Below are 15962 nucleotides of genomic sequence, written 5' to 3' on the forward strand. Positions count from 1 at the left end.
CCCCCCCGCACACCCCTGCACCCCCTGTGGAGGAGCCGCATGTACCCCCCGCCCCGATCGACCGGCAGCGGTCTCGTACGACACCTTCGGGCCGCTGTCGTACGCACCCTCGCCCTGGCCCTCGCAGCCGCCGCCGCGCTCCTCTTCGTCACGCCGGGTCCGGCTCGGGCGGCGACGGTCTCCCAGGTCCCGGTGCCCGCCGCCCCGATGGGCTGGGCCTCCTGGAACAGCTTCGCCGCGAAGATCGACTACGACGTCATCAAGGCGCAGGTCGACGCGTTCGTCGCGGCCGGACTGCCGGCCGCCGGCTACAAGTACATCAACATCGACGAGGGCTGGTGGCAGGGCACCCGCGACAGCGACGGCAACATCACCGTCGACACCGGCGAGTGGCCCGGCGGCATGAGCGCCATCGCCGACTACATCCACAGCAAGGGCCTGAAGGCCGGCATCTACACCGACGCCGGCTACAACGGCTGCGGCTACTACTACCCGACCGGCCGTCCCGCCGCCGCCGACACGGGCAGCGAGGGGCACTACGCCCAGGACATGCTCCAGTTCTCGAAGTGGGGCTTCGACTTCGTGAAGGTCGACTGGTGCGGCGGTGACGCCGAGGGCCTGGACGCGGCCACCACCTACAAGTCGATCAGCTCGGCCGTCACCACGGCCGCCGCCACCACCGGCCGCCCGCTGACCCTGTCCATCTGCAACTGGGGCTACCAGAACACCTGGAACTGGGCGACCGGCCTCGCCCCCATGTGGCGCACCAGCACGGACATCTACTACTACGGCGGTACGGCCTCCCAGTCCGCCGTACTGTCCAACTTCGACCAGGCCCTGCACCCGGCGGCGCAGCACACGGGCTACTACAACGACCCCGACATGCTGACCGTCGGCATGACCGGACTCACGGCGGCCCAGAACCGCACCCACATGGCCCTGTGGGCGATCTCCGGCGCCCCGCTGCTGGCCGGCAACGACCTCACCACCATGACCGGTGAGACCGCCGCCATCCTCAAGAACTCCGACGTCATCGCCGTCGACCAGGACGCGCGCGGCCTCCAGGGCGTGAAGGTCGCCGAGGACACCACCGGTCTCCAGGTCTACAGCAAGGTCCTCTCCGGCACCGGCAACCGCGCGGTCGTGCTGCTCAACCGCACCTCCTCGGCGGCGAACATCACCGCCCGCTGGTCCGACCTCGGCCTGACCAGCGCCTCCGCGACGGTCCGCGACCTGTGGGCGCAGTCCAACCTCGGCTCGTACGGCACCGGTTACACCGCGAGCGTCCCGGCCGGCGGCTCCGTGATGCTCAAGGTCAGCGGCGGCACCGAGGCGACGAGCACCGGCTACAGCGCCTCCTCCACCGGTAAGTACACCGGCGTGAGCGCCGCGAGTACCGGCCTGGACGTCGTCGACGTCGCCTACACCAACACCGGCTCCACCGCCGTCACCGGCACGCTCCAGGTGAACAGCCAGACCGCCACGACGGTCTCCTTCCCGCCGACCGGATCCTCGCAGGGCACCGTCTCGGTCCAGGTCGACCTGAGCAAGGGGTCGGCCAACTCCCTCACGTTCACCGGGAGTTCCCTCCCGACGCTCGGTTCGATCGCGGTGAGCCCGATACCCGGGACCAACGGCACCCTTCTCGTGGGCAAGGCGTCCAGCCGCTGCGCCGACGTCTACAACAACACCGTCACCAACGGCACCCAGGCGGAGATCTGGGACTGCAACGGCGGCCAGAACCAGGCCTGGACGTACACCTCCCGCAAGGAGTTCGTCGTGTACGGCAACAAGTGCCTGGACGCTTACGACAAGGGCACGACCAACGGCACCAAGGTCGTGATCTGGGACTGCAACAGCCAGACCAACCAGCAGTGGAACATCAACTCCGACGGGACGATCACCAACGTCAACGCCGGACTGTGCCTGGACGCGTACAACGCGGCCACCGGCAACGGCACCTCGCTGGTCCTGTGGACCTGCAACGGCGGGACCAACCAGCAGTGGAGCCGGAACTGAGCCGTCAGCCGGGCCCGGCCGAGAGCGGACCACAGCTCTCGGCCGGGGAGTTCGCACCCCTCGGCCCGTGAGGTCACACCCCGAGCTGCCGGGCGGCCGCCGTCACCGTCTGTTCCAGCAGTACGGCGATGGTCATCGGGCCGACGCCGCCCGGCACCGGCGTGATCAGCGAGGCCCGCTCCACGGCGGTGTCGAAGTCGACGTCACCGACGTTGCCCTCGTTGTAGCCGGCGTCGAGCACCACCGCGCCCGGCTTGATGTCCTGGCCCCGGATCAGCCGGGGCCGGCCGACCGCGGCGACCACGATGTCCGCCTCGCGCACGGCCGCCGACAGATCCCGGGTGCGGGAGTGGCAGTAGGTGACGGTGGCGTCCCGGGCGAGCAGCAGCATGCCGGCCGGCTTGCCCAGGATCGCGCTGCGGCCCACCACCACCGCGCGCTTCCCGGCCGGGTCGACGTCGTAGGCGTCGAGCAGGCGCAGGATGCCGCCGGGCGTGCAGGAGACGAAGCCCGGCAGGCCGAAGCTCATGGTCGCGAACGACGCGAAGGTCACGCCGTCCACGTCCTTCTCCGGGGCGATCGCCTCGAACGCGGCCCGCTCGTCGACGTGTTCGCCGACCGGGTGCTGGAGCAGGATGCCGTGCACCGCCGGATCCGCCGACAACTCCCGTAGCACGCCGACGAGTTCCGCGGTGGTCGTGGTGGCGGGCAGGGCCACGTGCCGGGAGGCGATGCCCGCCTTGCGGCTGCGGTTCTGCTTCATCCGGACGTAGGTGACGGACGCGGGGTCCTCGCCCACCAGCACCGTCGCCAGACACGGCGTGACACCGGTGCGTGCGGTGAGGCCGGCGGCCCGCCGCGCGGTCTCCTCGACGATCCGGCGGGCGACGGCGGTTCCGTCCATGAGACGGGCCTGGGCGATCTGGGTCATAGGGCACACTCCTGGGCTGCTGCGAGGTTCATCGCCCAGGCGCACGGCATCGACGGTACGGACCGCTCCCCGGTGGTGCTCCACCTCAGCGCCAGTCACGGCCCGCCCCCAGGGTAACCGAGGCCGTCAGCGCCGCCTGCGGCGACGGGCGGCCCGCAGGACGGCCCGCAGCAGCGCCGGTGACGGCCGCGGAGAGCTGCGGCGGGTGTGTCCCAGCCCCGCGTGCGCCGAGAAGGTCCAGGTCACGCGGGTGCTGACCTGGACCCTCCCGCCTCGGCCGACTACTCGTCCCATGCCTGGATCATGATCTGCTCGGCGATCTTGCCGTCGCGCAACGTGATCATCGACTCGGCGAGTACGCGAACGCCGTCTGCGTACTCGCAGGACTCGCTGTACGCGGCCCGGTCGCCCTGCACGACGCACCGGTCCAGCCTGTGCGTCATGTCCCGGCTGTAGACGTCGTCCAGCATCGCCGCGATGTCCGGGCGGCCGTGCAGGACCTTGGGATGGCTGGGCTGGGTGTTGCGGTCGACGATGCGGATCTCCGCGTCGTCCGCGTAGAGCGCGAGCAGCGAGTTCCCGGTGTTGCCCTCGATGGCCCGGCGCAGTGTGTCCGTGTCGAACGTGGAGCCTGTCGCGGTGCCCATGATGACCTCCTGCGGGGCCCGCGACCCGACGCGGAGCGGGCGGCGAGAGCCCCTCACTCCGAGGCTCCTCCGCCGCGCCCGGCTCGGCAAACGCAGGCCGGGCGCTCCTCCTGACGGGTGAGCGCGGTCCGCTGCCCGTGTCCGGGCCGCCGCCGGCGCCGTTGCTGAGGACATGATCTCAACACGACGTATCGTCGCCGCCGTCGGTCTGGCCGTCGGGGTCACCGGCCTCGCCGCGCCGCTGGCGAACGCGGCCGACACGAGCGCGCAGCACCCCGGGAAACTCACCGCGCTCGGCGTGCTCGACTCGGTCTCCAGCAGCAACATCCCCGCGGAGTACCAGGACCGGATGCCGAAGGTCTCGGAGCAGGTGCAGGGGCTCAACGGAGTCCACAAGCTCAGCGAACTGCACCAGGTCACCGACCTGGCCGCGCCCGCCACGGGACTGCTGCCGGGCATCGAGGCCTGACCCCACCGCACACCGAGGGCCGCCCCGGCAAGGGACGGCCCTCGCGGCTCTCACGGCCTCCGCGGCTCTCACGGCCTCCGCGGCTCTCACGGCCCCTGCGGCGCGGCTCTCACGGTCCCTGCGGCTTTCACTGCCCCTGCGGCTCCCGTGGTCCGTGCGGCCGGCGCGGCCCGCAGGGCTCTGCCCCGGCTTCTCCTGGCTCAGTGCTCCGAGGCCAGGAACTGGGTCGCCGCCAGCTCCGCGTACAGCGGGTCCGCCGCCACCAGCTCGCGGTGCGTGCCCACCGCGCGGACCCGGCCCGCGTCCATCACGACGATCCGGTCCGCCATCGTCACCGTGGACAGCCGGTGCGCGACCACCAGCACCGTGGTCGACCGTGCCACGTCGGCGACCGTGTCCCGGAGGGCCGCCTCGTTCACCGCGTCCAGCTGCGAGGTCGCCTCGTCCAGCAGGAGCAGCCGGGGCCGGCGCAGCAACGCCCGTGCGATCGCGACCCGTTGGCGCTCACCGCCGGACAGCTTGGTCCCGCGGTGCCCGACCAGGGTGTGCAGCCCCTGCGGCAGCCGGGCGACCAGACCATCCAGCCGGGTCGTCTTCACCACCCGCGCCACCGCGTCCTCGTCCGCCTCCGGATTGCCCAGCAGCAGGTTGTCCCGCAGCGACCCCGACAGCACCGGCGCGTCCTGCTCGACGTACCCGATGGCCGAGCGCAGCAGCGGCAGTTCCCACTCGTCCAGCGGGCGGCCGTCGACGGCGATCGTGCCGGACTCCGGGTCGTAGAACCGCTCGATCAGCGAGAACACGGTGGTCTTGCCCGCGCCGGACGGCCCGACGAACGCCGTCATGCCCTGTGCCGGAACGTCGAAGCTCACCCCGTGATGGACGTACGGCAGGTCGTCGGCGTAGCGGAAACGCACGTCCGTGAAGGTGACGGAGGCCGGTTCGGCGCCGGCCGACGGCAGCTCGGCGGGCGCGGACGGCGGTTCGGCGGGCAGCCGCAGCGCCTCCTGGATCCGGGCGAGCGCGCCGGCACCGGTCTGGTACTGCGTGATCGCCCCGACGACCTGCTGGATCGGCTGCATCAGGTAGAACACGTAGAGCAGGAACGCCACCAGCGTGCCCACCCCGATCGCGCCGGTCGCCACCCGTGCCCCGCCCACCGCCAGCACCGTGATGAACGCCAGCTGCATCGCGAGCCCCGCCGTGTTGCCCGCCGCCGCGGACCACTTGGCGGCCCGCACGCTCTGCCGCCAGGACTCCTCGGCCGCCGCGTGCAGGGACTGTTCCTCCCGGTGCTCGGCGCCCGACGCCTTCACCGTGCGCAACGCGCCCAGCACCCGTTCCAGCGAGGCCCCCATCACCCCGACCGCGTCCTGCGCCCGGCGGCTGGCCCGGTTGATCCGCGGCACGATCGTGCCCAGCACGGTGCCCGCGGCGGCGATCACCACGAGCGTGACGGCCAGCAGCACGGGGTCGACCACCCCCATCATCACCACGGTGGCGACCAGGGTGAGTCCGCCCGTACCCAGTGCCACCAGCGAGTCCGTGGTCACCTCGCGCAGCAGGGTGGTGTCCGAGGTGATCCGCGCCATCAGGTCACCGGGTTCGGTACGGTCCACCGCGGCGATCCGCAGCCGCAGCAGGTACGACGACAGGGTCCGCCGCGCCCCCAGCACCACCGACTCGGCGGTGCGCCTGAGCACGTAGGCGCCCAGCGCGCCCACTGCGGCGTTGGCCACCACCAGCGCCGCCATCGCCAGCAACTTCCCGGTGATGGAACGGTCGTGGGAGAGATCCTCGATCAACCCGCGGGCCACCAGCGGCAGCAGCAGCCCGGTCGCGCCCGTCACCAGCGAGAGCAGCGCGCCCGCCAGCAGGGCCCACCGATGCGGCCGTACGTAGGACAGGAGCAGCCGGAACACGGACGGACCGCTCCGGTCTGTCGGCGGAACTGCGGTTGCGGCGGTCACGGTGCTCCTCGTCCGGGCGGTGGGCGGCGCCCCACCGGCAGCCCCCAGGCTACGACGGCCCCTCCCGGTCCTGACGCCGGCTCGGCCCCCGGTGCGACCCGGTCGCGGCCGGGACGGAAAGATCAGGAAGGACGGACGTGCTCCGCGCCGTTACCGATCGGTCACGCGTAGGGTCGGAAGACAGCACGTCAGCAGAGCGACGAAAGGTCAGGACCATGGCGCAGGAAGTACGCGGCGTGATCGCACCGGGCAAGGACGAGCCGGTGCGGGTCGAGACGATCGTGGTGCCGGACCCCGGCCCGGGCGAAGCCGTCGTACAGGTGCAGGCCTGCGGGGTCTGTCACACCGACCTGCACTACAAGCAGGGCGGGATCAATGACGAGTTCCCCTTCCTGCTCGGCCACGAGGCCGCCGGTGTGGTGGAGGCGGTCGGCGAGGGCGTCACGGACGTGGCGCCCGGTGACTTCGTGATCCTCAACTGGCGTGCCGTGTGCGGGAACTGCCGGGCCTGTCTGCGCGGCCGCCCCTGGTACTGCTTCAACACCCACAACGCGAAGCAGCGGATGACCCTCGCCTCGACCGGGCAGGAGCTCTCCCCGGCGCTCGGCATCGGCGCCTTCGCCGAGAAGACGCTGGTCGCGGCCGGCCAGTGCACCAAGGTCGACCCGACCGTCTCCCCGGCCGTCGCCGGGCTGCTCGGCTGCGGGGTGATGGCGGGCATCGGAGCCGCGATCAACACCGGCAACGTCGGCCGGGGCGACTCGGTCGCCGTGATCGGCTGCGGCGGGGTCGGCGACGCGGCGATCGCCGGGTCGAACCTGGCGGGCGCCGCGAAGATCATCGCCGTCGACATCGACGACCGGAAGCTGGCGAAGGCCCGCACCCTGGGCGCCACCCACACGGTCAACTCCCGTGAGGGCGACCCGGTCGAGGCGATCCGCGAACTGACCGGCGGCTTCGGCGCCGACGTCGTGATCGAGGCCGTCGGGCGTCCGGAGACGTACCAGCAGGCCTTCTACGCCCGCGACCTCGCCGGCACCGTCGTCCTCGTCGGCGTGCCCACCCCCGAGATGAAGCTCGAACTCCCGCTCCTGGACGTCTTCGGCCGCGGCGGCGCCCTCAAGTCCAGCTGGTACGGCGACTGCCTGCCGTCCCGGGACTTCCCGATGCTCATCGACCTGCACCTCCAGGGCCGGCTGCCGCTGGACGCCTTCGTGACCGAGACCATCCAGCTCGACGAGGTGGAGAAGGCCTTCGAGCGGATGCACGGCGGCGACGTGCTGCGTTCGGTGGTGGTGCTGTGATGACCACGCGCATCGAACGACTCGTCACCTCAGGGCAGTTCACCCTCGACGGCGGCACCTGGGACGTCGACAACAACGTGTGGATCGTTGGCGACGAACGTGAGGTGATCGTCATCGACGCCGCCCACGACGCCGAGGCCATCGCCGAGGCGGTCGCCGACCGCACGCTGAAGGCGATCGTCTGCACCCACGCCCACAACGACCACATCGACGCCGCGCCCGCCCTCGCGGACCTCACCGGGGCCAAGATCTGGCTGCACCCCGACGACCTGCCGCTGTGGAAGTTCACCCACCCCCACCGCGACCCCGACAACCACCTGTCCGACGGGCTGGTCATCGAGGCCGCGGGCGCCGACCTGACCGTGCTGCACACCCCCGGTCACGCGCCCGGCGCCGTCTGCCTGTACGACCCCGCCCTGGGCGCCGTCTTCACCGGCGACACCCTCTTCCAGGGCGGCCCCGGCGCGACCGGGCGGTCGTACTCCCACTTCCCGACGATCATCGACTCCATCCGGGACAGGCTGCTCACCCTCCCGCCGGAGACGAAGGTCCTGACCGGCCACGGCGATCCGACCACCATCGGCGCCGAGGCGCCCCACCTGGAGGAGTGGATCGCCCGGGGCCACTGAGCCGCAGGTGACGCCGGCTTCCGCGGCGGGCCCGCCCCGGCCACCGCGGAACCGGCACGCCCCTCAGCCGTCGGACACCGGCCGGGTGGGCCAGAGCGCGGGGTGCCCCGGGGGCAGCGCGAGATCCTCGCGTACGGCGGTGTAGTAGCGCTCCCGGCAGGCCCGCTGCCGCGCCAGCAGATCCTGCCAGGCCTCGGGGTCGACCGTCCCGGAGCGCATGAACCGCTCCATGGCCATCACCGCGGTCACCCACTCCCGTGCCTGCTCCACCACCTCCCGGCTGCCCAGCATGATCAGCGCCTCCCCGGCCGGATCACGGCCGTCGGTGGCCGCCGCCAGCTGCGGCTCGGCCTCGGCCGGGGAGATCGGGTGCGGATGCGGGTCGTTGCCCAGATGGGCCGCGACGCGATAGGTGAGGTTCACCGTCCTCTTCAGCGCCCGCGCGTACTCGCTGTACACCGCCAGCCGCCGCTCCTCCCAGCGCGCCTCCTGCTCCCGCCGGAACCGCGCCCGGTCACCCCGCACCACGGCGAGATACGAACCGAGCGCGCCGATCACGACGCCTATCAGGGCCGGGAGTTGCTGCAAGAAGGCGGACATGTGCGCACGGTATCTGTCCTGTTGATCGTCGCGCCCGTACGGTCGTCGTCATGACCGGACTCAATCGCTTTGCGGGACACCGGATTCTCGTCACGGGCGCGGCCCGCGGCATCGGCGCGGCCGTCGCCCGGCGGCTGACCGAGGAAGGCGGCCGGGTGCTGCTGACCGACCGCGACCTGCCCGAGGCCGGGCGGACGGCGGCCGGGCTGCGCAACCAGGGCCTGGCCGCCGAGGCGTTCGCCTGCGACGTGGCCGACCGGGACTCGGTGGAGGCGGCCGTCGACCACGCCGTCGCCTCCTTCGGCGGACTCGACGTGCTGGTGAACTGCGCCGCGCACTGCACCCCCGACCTGCCGCTCTTCGAGGACCAGCCGGACGACGCGTGGGCCCTCGACCTGGACGTCACCCTCACCGGTGTGCACCGCTGCTGCCGCGCCGCCCTCCCGCACCTCGCCGCCTCCGGCCGCGGCGCGATCGTGAGCATCGGCTCCGTCAACGCCGAGGCCGACTTCGGCAACCACGCCTACAGCGCGGCCAAGGCGGGGCTGGTCTCGCTGACCCGCACCCTCGCCGGGCACGCGGCTGCCCGCGGGGTCCGGGTCAACCTGGTGGAGCCGGGCACGGTCCGCACCTCCGCCTGGGAGGGACGCGACGACGAGGTCGACGCCCTCACCGCGCTCTACCCCCTGGGCCGGGTCGGCGAGCCGGCCGACGTCGCCGCCGCCGTCGCCTTCCTGGCCTCCCGGGACGCCGCCTGGATCACCGGTACGACCCTGCGCGTCGACGGCGGCCTCACCGCGGTCCACGGCGGATTCCACGCGGCGCTGCGACCGCACCGGGAGGCCCGGCGCGCCTCAGAGGGCCGCTGACACCGTCGCGAGCGCGGCCAGCACCCGCCGGGTGTCGTCCTCGGTGGTCCGCCAGTTGCTGAAGGCCGCCCGCAGCGCGGGCACCCCGGCGTACACCGTGGGTGTGACGAACGCCTCCCCGGACGCGGCGACCGCCCCGGCGAGCGCCGCCAGCCGCTCGGGCGTGGGCCGCTCGGCGAGCGTGAAGCAGACCACGTTGAGCCGGACGGGCGCGAGCAGGCGCAGTCCCGGGAGCGCTTCGACGCCCGCGCCGAGGCGGCGGGCCTCGGCGACGTTGCGCTCGACGACCTCCCGGTGCCCCTCCAGGCCGTACGCCGTCAGTGAGAACCAGGCGGGCAGCGCCCGCAGCCGGCGGGAGTTCTCCGGGGTGAGGTGCAGGAAGTCGGGTTCGTCGGCGGGCGGGCCCAGATACGGGGACTCGTTGTGGAAGACGGCCACCTGGAGGTCGCGGCGGCGGGTGAACTGCACGGCCGCGTCGTAGGGGACGTTCAGCCACTTGTGCAGGTCGACGCAGACCGAGTCGGCCACGTCCAGGCCGGCGACCAGGTGGGCGTGGGCCGGGGAGAGGGCGGCGAAGGCGCCGAACGCGGCGTCCACGTGCAGCCAGAAGTCGTACCGCTCCCTGAGGGCGGCGATCGCCCGCAGGTCGTCGAAGTCGACGGTGTTCACGGTGCCCGCGTTGGCGACCACGATCGCCGGCCGCCCGTCGAGCGCGGCCAGCGCCGCGCCGAGCGCGGTCACGTCCACCGCCTCCCGGCCGTCCGGCAGCAGCGGCACCGGCCGCAGCCGGTCCCGGCCGATGCCGAGCACCGAGAGCGCCTTGCCGACACTGGAGTGCGGGCTGCCGGAGAGCACGTCGACGGGGCCGAGTGCGGCGGCGCCCGCCCGGGAGACGTCCACCCCGAGCCGTTCGCCGAGCCAGGCGCGGCCGATCGCCAGCCCGACCGTGTTCGACACCGTGGCCCCGGTCACGAAGGCCCCGCTGTGGGCCTCGCCGAGCCCGAACAGCTCACCCAGCCAGGACACGGTCTCGCGCTCCAGGGCGGCACCCCAGGAGCCGGCCGCCCCGGACAGGTTCTGGTCGTACGCCGAGGTCAGCCAGTCCCCGGCCAGGGAGGCGGGGGTCACACCGCCGGTGACGAAACCGAGGTAGCGTGGCCCGGCCGAGGCGGACATACCCGGCGCCCACCGCTCGGTGAACCGGGCCAGCGCGCCGGCCCCGCCCTCCCCCCGCTCGGGCAACGGCGCCCGCGCGGGAGCCGGCCCGAGTGCTACGACCGGCCGCTCGGCCGCTGCCCCGGACACCTCCCGGGCTGCCATGTCGCGTGCGGACCGGAGGAGTTCGGGAAACCGGGCGAGATCGTCGGCGAGTGCGGGGTGCATGCCCCGCACACTAGGTCGGCCACGACGCTGTGGCGCGGGCCACTTCCGGGTAGGTGGACCGATGCCGGCCAGGGCGGCCGAGGCGGGTAAGTTAACCGTTTCGTCACAGCCCGCCCCGGGCTACAACCAATGCCGCGCATCGGGCGGTCCAGTACGACGAGACCACAGCACAGGAAAAGGAGACGGACGTCATATGGGGGACATACGCAGACGAAGTGCCGTAGTGCTCGGTGTCACGGGCCTTGTGGCGCCGCTCACGCTCGCACTCACCTCCGCCCCGGCGCAGGCCGCGAGCTGCACCACGCAGGCCGGGCCGTACCAGAAGCAGGTCGAGAAGTTCCTCGGCCGGCCGGTCGACGGGAAGCAGTCCACCGCCGACTGCAAGGCGATCCAGGCGTTCCAGAACAAGCACGGGATCACGCCCGCCATCGGCTACGCCGGTTCCGTCACCTGGGGCGTGATGGACCTGATGAACAAGCAGAAGGCCGTCGGGAACACGCCCAACAAGGACGGCAAGTGCCCGACGAACAAGGGCCGTATCGCCTGTGTGAACCTGACCCTCCAGCTGAGCTGGATCCAGGACGGCAACAGGCTCGTCTACGGCCCCGTCCCGGTCCGCACCGGCCGCAAGGGGTTCGCGACCCGCACCGGCCTGAAGAAGATCTACTGGCGTGACATCGACCACGTGTCGTCCGTCTACAACGTGCCGATGCCCTACAGCCAGTTCTTCGACGGCGGCCAGGCCTTCCACTCGGTGAACCTCAGCATGTGGAACCCGCCGGGCTCGCACGGCTGCGTCAACATGACCCCCACCACCGCCAAGAAGTACTGGTCGCTGCTGAAGACCGGCGACGACGTCTACGTGTACGGCCGCAAGCCGGGCACCTGACGGCACCCGGCCCCGGCCTGCGGGCCCCCGGCTCAGCTCTCCGGGGCGTCCCCGAAGTCCGGGATCTCCAGCCTGGCCCCGCCCTGCCGCGCGGACTCGTGCGCGATGATGCCCGGCAGGGTGTAGCGGGCGGCCACCCAGGCGTTGACGGACGGCAGCGCGCGCGAGTTCACGGCCGTCACGAAGTCGTCGACCAGGAAGTGGTGGCTGCCCTCGTGTCCGTTGTGCAGGGTGTCGAACTCGCGCGGCAGCCGCTCCCGGTCGTGCACCGGCGCCGACCCGGAGGTGAAGGCCGCCCGCAGCTCGGGCGCGATGTGCTGGAGCGAGGGGTCGTCGGGGGACATGGTGGACTTGGGCTCCAGGAGCTCACTGATGTCCTGCACGCCCTTCTTGTCCTGCCACAGGGCCACCGTCGCCAGCTGCTCCATGCTGGCCTCGGTCCCGAAGAACCGGAACCGTGACTCACGGATGTGGGACGGGTAGCCCACCCGCCGGAACTCGTTGGTGCGGAACGACCCGCCGCCCGCGACCTCGAACAGCGCGGTGGCGTTGGACACGTCGTTGCCGAACTGGCTGACGTCCTTGTCGAAGACGCCGTCCCCGCGCTGGTCCACCACGCCGATCGCCGACACGCTGACCGCGTGCGTCTGCCAGGCGCCGAGCACCCCGCCCACCGCGTGCGTCGGGTACAGCAGCGGGGGATAGCTGGCGGTCGCCTTCCAGTTCTCGCCGCCGCTGTAGCGGTAGGCGTCGTAGAAGCCGAGGTCCATGTCGTGGACGTAGTCGCCCTCGGCGTAGAACAGCCGCCCGAAGGCGCCCTCGGCGATCTGGTTGCGGGCGTGCACGGTTGCCGGGTTGTACTGGCTGGTCTCGCCCATCATGTACGTCAGCCCGGTCGCCTTGACCGTGTCGATGATGGCCGCGATCTCCTCCGTCGTGATCGCCATCGGGACCGCGGAGTACACGTGCTTCCCGGCGTTCAGGCCCTGCACCACCAGCGGGCCGTGGGTCCAGCGCTGGGTGAAGATCGCGACCGCGTCGACGTCCGGCGACTCCAGCATGGCGTCGTACGACGGGAAGGTGCCCGCCAGGTTCTGGGCGGCGGCGAGCTGTTCCGCCCGCTCGGGCAGCAGGTCGGTGACGTACACGTCGCCGACGCCGGGATGGGCCTGGAACAGCGTGGCGAACTGGCCGGAGAACTGACCGGCTCCGACGATGCCGAGTGAGAAAGTCATGGGATTACTTTTGCGGCGGAAGAATCTCGGCGTCAAGGGGCGGAAGGAAGTAGGAAAGACATCAGCGGGGCGCTTCTGCGGCGCACCCGGCGCACAGTAGGGTGACCGGGTTACTTCAGTTCCGGAAGAAAAGGGATGCCGTGAGCGACTGGCTGCCGCTGAGCCCCGCGGAGCGCTCCGTGGCGATCGAGGTGCTGGTCCACGGCCCGCTCTCGCGGACCGAACTGGCCCGCCGGCTGGACCTCTCCCAGGGCAGCCTCACCCGCCTCACCAAGCCGCTCATCGAGTCCGGCCTGCTCGTCGAGGCCCCCTGGGCGGGTGCTCAGGCGGAGGCGCGCCAGGGCCGTCCCTCGCAGCCGCTCGACGTGGTCGCCGAATCCCGCTCCTTCCTGGGCTTCAAGATCACCGACGAGATGGTCTACGGCGTCGTCACCAGCCTCAGGAGCGACATCGTCGCCCGCCTCGACCGGCCCCTCACCGGCCACGACCCCGGGTACGTCGCCGATCTGGTGGCCGAGATGACCGCCGAACTGGCCGACCGGCACCCCACGGTCGCGGGCATCGGCATCGGTGTCGGCGGGTTCGTGCGCGCGCACGCGGTGGTCGGCGAGTCGCCGTACCTGCGCTGGCGCGACGTACCGCTGGCCCAGCTGGTCCGGGAGCGCACCGGCCTGCCGGTCGTCGTGGAGAACGACGTGGCGGCCCTGGTCGAGGCCGAGACCTGGTTCGGCGCCGGCCGCGGACTCGACCGCTTCGTGGTCCTGACCATCGGCGCCGGGATCGGCTACGGACTGGTGCTCGGCGGCCGCCGGGTCCCGTACGCCGAGGAGGACCGCGGCTTCGGGCTGCACTGGATCATCGACCCGCAGGGCCCGCTCACTCCGCAGGGCGAACGCGGCAGCGCCGTGTCGCTGCTCACCGTCCCCAGCATCCGCTACCAGGTCCGGGCCGCCACCGGCCGCGACGCGTCGTACGAGGAGATCCTCGCCGGTGCCGCGGCGGGTGAGCCGATGGCCGCGCGGGTGATCGGCGAGGCCGGGCGGGCGCTGGGCGTCCTGCTCGCCCAGATCGCCAACTTCGCCATGCCGCAGAAGATCCTGCTGGCCGGAGAGGGAGTCGGCCTGATGGACGTGGCGGGGGACGAGGTGTGGGACGCCGTCCGCTCCCACCGGCATCCGCTCGCCGCCCCGATCGGCCTGGAGACCAAGGTCTCCGACTTCCACGACTGGGCGCGCGGCGCCGCCGTGCTGGCGATCCAGGTACTGGTGCTCGGCGCCGCGGGCGGCTGAACTGCCGCTGTCGCCCGACGCATTGACGTGATGAGTAACACGGTCCGATATGTCCGTATCGGTCGTACTTACTCACGGCGCCTTCACGCCCATCGGCATATGCTTCACACCATGTCCACCACTGTTGAAGCCGTCACCGAGCGATCGGCCGACGAGGTCAACGAGGAGATCCGGGCCCTGTGGCTCCGGTCGGGCGGGACACTGACCACCGAGCAGCGCGAGGAGTACCAGCGGCTCGTCCTCGAGTGGGCGGCGGCGTCCCCGCACCAGCCGGACCGGGCGGCCTGACCACCTCTCCCGTCAGCCCCAGGTCGCCGAGTAGTAGCGCTGGTACGCCTTGCGGTCCTGCTCCGCGCGGATGAAGCGGGTCCCGACCAGGGCGATCAGACTGCCCCCGATCACCAGCAGACCCGGGCCCACGTTGCGGGTGTCCGTGAGCCGGGCGACCAGACTGGTGTCCTGCGAGGTGCCGACCGACGCGGCCGAGCCCGGCGAGGCCCCGTTCGGGGCGATCGCGCTGTGGGTGGCCGAGGTGGACGGCGCCGCCGAGGCACCCGTCCCCGTGGCGGCCTGCTTGGACACGATCAGCTGGACGTTCAGCGCGGCCATCGCGCGGGTCACCGGCTGGAAGAACGTCACCCCGCCCGCGGTGCAGTCACCGCTGCCGCCCGAGGTCACGCCCAGCGCGATGCCCTCGGAGAACAGCGGCCCGCCGCTGTCGCCCGGTTCGGCGCACACGTTCGTCTGGATGAGCCCGGTGACCGTGCCCTCCGGGTAGTTGACGGTCGCGTTGAGCGCGGTGACCGTGCCGTCGTGCAGACCACTGGTGCTGCCGCTGCGGAACACCTTCTGCCCGACCGTCGGATCGGCGGCCCCGGTGATGTGCACCCCCTGGCCGTTGCCGATCGCGACCACGTCGGCGTTGTCACCGGCCTTCCCGTTCGCGTACTGGATCAGCGAGAAGTCGTTGCCCGGGAACTGCGTGTTGATCGTGGTGCCCAACTGGGTGTTGCTGCCCTGGCCCTCGTCGAACCAGATGGTGTTCGCCGGACCGCAGTGACCGGCCGTGAGGATGAAGTCGGTCGTCCCGTTGGTGACGTTGAACCCCGCCGAACACCGGCCGCCCGTCGACAGGATGGGCTGCGCCCCGTTGAGCCGGGGAGTGAAGGTGCCCGAGGACCGCTGCATCCGCACGTAACTGCCGATGCCCGCCGCGACCCGGCTCAGGTCCGACCAGTGGGCGGCGGAGACCGTGCTGTCGGCCTCCACCATCACCCGGTTGGTCCGGTAGTCCACCGCCCACGCGGTACCGGCCACCCGGGGCGCGGCACGCAGCGTGGCGGTCGCCGCCTTCAGCTCGTTCATGCTGTGCGAGACCATCTTGGGCTCGGCACCCGCCTGCCGGACCGCCGCCGCGGCCCGCTCGTCGGTCACCGCGACCACCGGCTTGCCGTCCGCGCCGATCCAACTGCCCGCCGTCCGGGCCGTGCCGAGCTTCGCCACCAGCGCGGCACCGGTGTCACCGGCCGCCGAGGCCGAGCTGAACGGGACGGCGGACGTGCCGGGAGTCTCGCTCGCCATGGCCGTCGTGACCATCGCGCCTCCCAGAAGGAGTCCGCCGACCGCCGCCAGCTGTGTCCCCCGCCGGACGACCCGTCGTCGTGCGTGCCTCATCCATGGCTCCCGAAACCCCGAACGCGCGGTGCGGACACCGCGGGGCCCTCCGGT

General features: G+C 72.0%; 16 protein-coding genes and 1 riboswitch. Of the genes, 8 read left to right on the forward strand and 8 right to left on the reverse strand.

Features of this window, described 5'->3' with window-relative positions:
* Nucleotides 1–39 precede the first annotated feature (39 nt).
* A complete protein-coding gene (locus AAW13_RS25280) occupies nucleotides 40–2019 on the forward strand; it encodes a ricin-type beta-trefoil lectin domain protein (protein ID WP_046733407.1) in 1980 nt (659 codons plus the stop codon).
* Nucleotides 2020–2092: 73 nt separating this feature from the next.
* Here the strand turns inward: AAW13_RS25280 and AAW13_RS25285 are convergent, their stop codons facing one another.
* The 3 genes from AAW13_RS25285 to AAW13_RS25290 all read right to left on the reverse strand — a co-directional run bounded on the left by AAW13_RS25285 (nucleotide 2093) and on the right by AAW13_RS25290 (nucleotide 3597).
* Complete coding sequence (locus AAW13_RS25285) at nucleotides 2093–2941, reverse strand: bifunctional 5,10-methylenetetrahydrofolate dehydrogenase/5,10-methenyltetrahydrofolate cyclohydrolase (protein ID WP_046733409.1); 849 nt, start codon at nucleotides 2939–2941, stop codon at nucleotides 2093–2095.
* A 35-nt stretch (nucleotides 2942–2976) separates the two neighbouring features.
* A riboswitch (ZMP/ZTP riboswitch) is annotated at nucleotides 2977–3059 on the reverse strand.
* 17 nt (nucleotides 3060–3076) lie between these two features.
* Entirely contained in the window at nucleotides 3077–3244 is a 168-nt protein-coding gene (locus tag AAW13_RS46030) for a hypothetical protein (protein WP_167391736.1), read from the reverse strand.
* Nucleotides 3232–3597, reverse strand: a complete 366-nt coding sequence (locus AAW13_RS25290; protein WP_046733406.1) for a nuclear transport factor 2 family protein — start codon at nucleotides 3595–3597, stop codon at nucleotides 3232–3234. The genes AAW13_RS46030 and AAW13_RS25290 overlap by 13 nt, the downstream gene beginning before the upstream one ends.
* A 172-nt stretch (nucleotides 3598–3769) precedes the next feature.
* On the opposite strand from AAW13_RS25290, the gene AAW13_RS25295 reads away from it, so the two are divergent.
* Complete coding sequence (locus AAW13_RS25295) at nucleotides 3770–4066, forward strand: hypothetical protein (protein WP_046733405.1); 297 nt, start codon at nucleotides 3770–3772, stop codon at nucleotides 4064–4066.
* Between the two features lie 200 nt (nucleotides 4067–4266).
* On the opposite strand, the gene AAW13_RS25300 is transcribed toward AAW13_RS25295, so the two are convergent.
* A complete protein-coding gene (locus tag AAW13_RS25300) occupies nucleotides 4267–6036 on the reverse strand; it encodes an ABC transporter ATP-binding protein (RefSeq protein ID WP_046733404.1) in 1770 nt (589 codons plus the stop codon).
* Between the two features lie 215 nt (nucleotides 6037–6251).
* Here AAW13_RS25300 and AAW13_RS25305 point away from each other — a divergent pair, with 215 nt between their 5' ends.
* Together AAW13_RS25305 and AAW13_RS25310 are read left to right on the forward strand one after the other, a co-directional pair.
* The gene (locus AAW13_RS25305) at nucleotides 6252–7340 is read left to right on the forward strand and encodes an S-(hydroxymethyl)mycothiol dehydrogenase (protein WP_046733403.1); all 1089 of its coding nucleotides are present in this window, start codon (nucleotides 6252–6254) and stop codon (nucleotides 7338–7340) included.
* The gene (locus AAW13_RS25310) at nucleotides 7340–7969 is read left to right on the forward strand and encodes an MBL fold metallo-hydrolase (protein ID WP_046733402.1); all 630 of its coding nucleotides are present in this window, start codon (nucleotides 7340–7342) and stop codon (nucleotides 7967–7969) included. Before AAW13_RS25305 ends, AAW13_RS25310 begins: the two co-directional genes overlap by 1 nt.
* 63 nt (nucleotides 7970–8032) lie before the next feature.
* Here the strand turns inward: AAW13_RS25310 and AAW13_RS25315 are convergent, their stop codons facing one another.
* Nucleotides 8033–8569: a hypothetical protein gene (locus AAW13_RS25315; RefSeq protein WP_046733401.1), complete on the reverse strand. Its 537-nt coding sequence runs from the start codon at nucleotides 8567–8569 to the stop codon at nucleotides 8033–8035.
* Between the two features lie 50 nt (nucleotides 8570–8619).
* Between AAW13_RS25315 and AAW13_RS25320 the strand changes: the two genes are divergently transcribed.
* Nucleotides 8620–9438, forward strand: coding sequence for an SDR family NAD(P)-dependent oxidoreductase (locus AAW13_RS25320; protein WP_046733400.1), 819 nt, complete (start codon nucleotides 8620–8622; stop codon nucleotides 9436–9438).
* Here the strand turns inward: AAW13_RS25320 and AAW13_RS25325 are convergent.
* On the reverse strand, nucleotides 9424–10821 hold the full coding sequence (locus AAW13_RS25325) for a pyridoxal phosphate-dependent decarboxylase family protein (RefSeq protein ID WP_046733399.1): 1398 nt from the start codon (nucleotides 10819–10821) through the stop codon (nucleotides 9424–9426). The two genes, AAW13_RS25320 and AAW13_RS25325, sit on opposite strands and share 15 nt — an antisense overlap.
* Before the next feature lie 193 nt (nucleotides 10822–11014).
* On the opposite strand from AAW13_RS25325, the gene AAW13_RS25330 reads away from it, so the two are divergent.
* Nucleotides 11015–11710: a L,D-transpeptidase gene (locus AAW13_RS25330; RefSeq protein WP_046733398.1), complete on the forward strand. Its 696-nt coding sequence runs from the start codon at nucleotides 11015–11017 to the stop codon at nucleotides 11708–11710.
* A gap of 32 nt (nucleotides 11711–11742) precedes the next feature.
* On the opposite strand, the gene AAW13_RS25335 is transcribed toward AAW13_RS25330, so the two are convergent.
* Nucleotides 11743–12945 carry a Gfo/Idh/MocA family protein gene (locus AAW13_RS25335; protein ID WP_046733397.1) on the reverse strand — a complete coding sequence of 401 codons (1203 nt, stop codon included), beginning with the start codon at nucleotides 12943–12945 and terminating at the stop codon, nucleotides 11743–11745.
* A gap of 140 nt (nucleotides 12946–13085) precedes the next feature.
* Between AAW13_RS25335 and AAW13_RS25340 the strand changes: the two genes are divergently transcribed.
* Together AAW13_RS25340 and AAW13_RS46035 are read left to right on the forward strand one after the other, a co-directional pair.
* Nucleotides 13086–14234, forward strand: a complete 1149-nt coding sequence (locus AAW13_RS25340; RefSeq protein ID WP_046733396.1) for an ROK family transcriptional regulator — start codon at nucleotides 13086–13088, stop codon at nucleotides 14232–14234.
* A gap of 99 nt (nucleotides 14235–14333) precedes the next feature.
* Nucleotides 14334–14522: a hypothetical protein gene (locus AAW13_RS46035; protein ID WP_046733395.1), complete on the forward strand. Its 189-nt coding sequence runs from the start codon at nucleotides 14334–14336 to the stop codon at nucleotides 14520–14522.
* A gap of 12 nt (nucleotides 14523–14534) precedes the next feature.
* Here the strand turns inward: AAW13_RS46035 and AAW13_RS25350 are convergent, their stop codons facing one another.
* On the reverse strand, nucleotides 14535–15908 hold the full coding sequence (locus AAW13_RS25350) for a S1 family peptidase (protein WP_046733394.1): 1374 nt from the start codon (nucleotides 15906–15908) through the stop codon (nucleotides 14535–14537).
* Between the last annotated feature and the right edge of the window lie 54 nt (nucleotides 15909–15962).

It is taken from the genome of Streptomyces humi (genome assembly GCF_001005085.2).
GTDB classification, from domain to species: domain Bacteria; phylum Actinomycetota; class Actinomycetes; order Streptomycetales; family Streptomycetaceae; genus Streptomyces; species Streptomyces humi.

What these genes read in the sequence shown, in the direction of transcription:
- AAW13_RS46035 (WP_046733395.1), top strand. Translation starts at nt 14,334, where the DNA reads ATGCTTCACACCATGTCCACCACTGTTGAAGCCGTCACCGAGCGATCG.
- AAW13_RS25325 (WP_046733399.1), bottom strand. Translation starts at nt 10,821, where the DNA reads ATGCACCCCGCACTCGCCGACGATCTCGCCCGGTTTCCCGAACTCCTC.
- AAW13_RS25305 (WP_046733403.1), top strand. Translation starts at nt 6,252, where the DNA reads ATGGCGCAGGAAGTACGCGGCGTGATCGCACCGGGCAAGGACGAGCCG.
- AAW13_RS46030 (WP_167391736.1), bottom strand. Translation starts at nt 3,244, where the DNA reads ATGGGACGAGTAGTCGGCCGAGGCGGGAGGGTCCAGGTCAGCACCCGC.
- AAW13_RS25330 (WP_046733398.1), top strand. Translation starts at nt 11,015, where the DNA reads ATGGGGGACATACGCAGACGAAGTGCCGTAGTGCTCGGTGTCACGGGC.
- AAW13_RS25320 (WP_046733400.1), top strand. Translation starts at nt 8,620, where the DNA reads ATGACCGGACTCAATCGCTTTGCGGGACACCGGATTCTCGTCACGGGC.
- AAW13_RS25310 (WP_046733402.1), top strand. Translation starts at nt 7,340, where the DNA reads ATGACCACGCGCATCGAACGACTCGTCACCTCAGGGCAGTTCACCCTC.
- AAW13_RS25350 (WP_046733394.1), bottom strand. Translation starts at nt 15,908, where the DNA reads ATGAGGCACGCACGACGACGGGTCGTCCGGCGGGGGACACAGCTGGCG.
- AAW13_RS25290 (WP_046733406.1), bottom strand. Translation starts at nt 3,597, where the DNA reads ATGGGCACCGCGACAGGCTCCACGTTCGACACGGACACACTGCGCCGG.
- AAW13_RS25335 (WP_046733397.1), bottom strand. Translation starts at nt 12,945, where the DNA reads ATGACTTTCTCACTCGGCATCGTCGGAGCCGGTCAGTTCTCCGGCCAG.
- AAW13_RS25280 (WP_046733407.1), top strand. Translation starts at nt 40, where the DNA reads ATGTACCCCCCGCCCCGATCGACCGGCAGCGGTCTCGTACGACACCTT.
- AAW13_RS25295 (WP_046733405.1), top strand. Translation starts at nt 3,770, where the DNA reads ATGATCTCAACACGACGTATCGTCGCCGCCGTCGGTCTGGCCGTCGGG.
- AAW13_RS25315 (WP_046733401.1), bottom strand. Translation starts at nt 8,569, where the DNA reads ATGTCCGCCTTCTTGCAGCAACTCCCGGCCCTGATAGGCGTCGTGATC.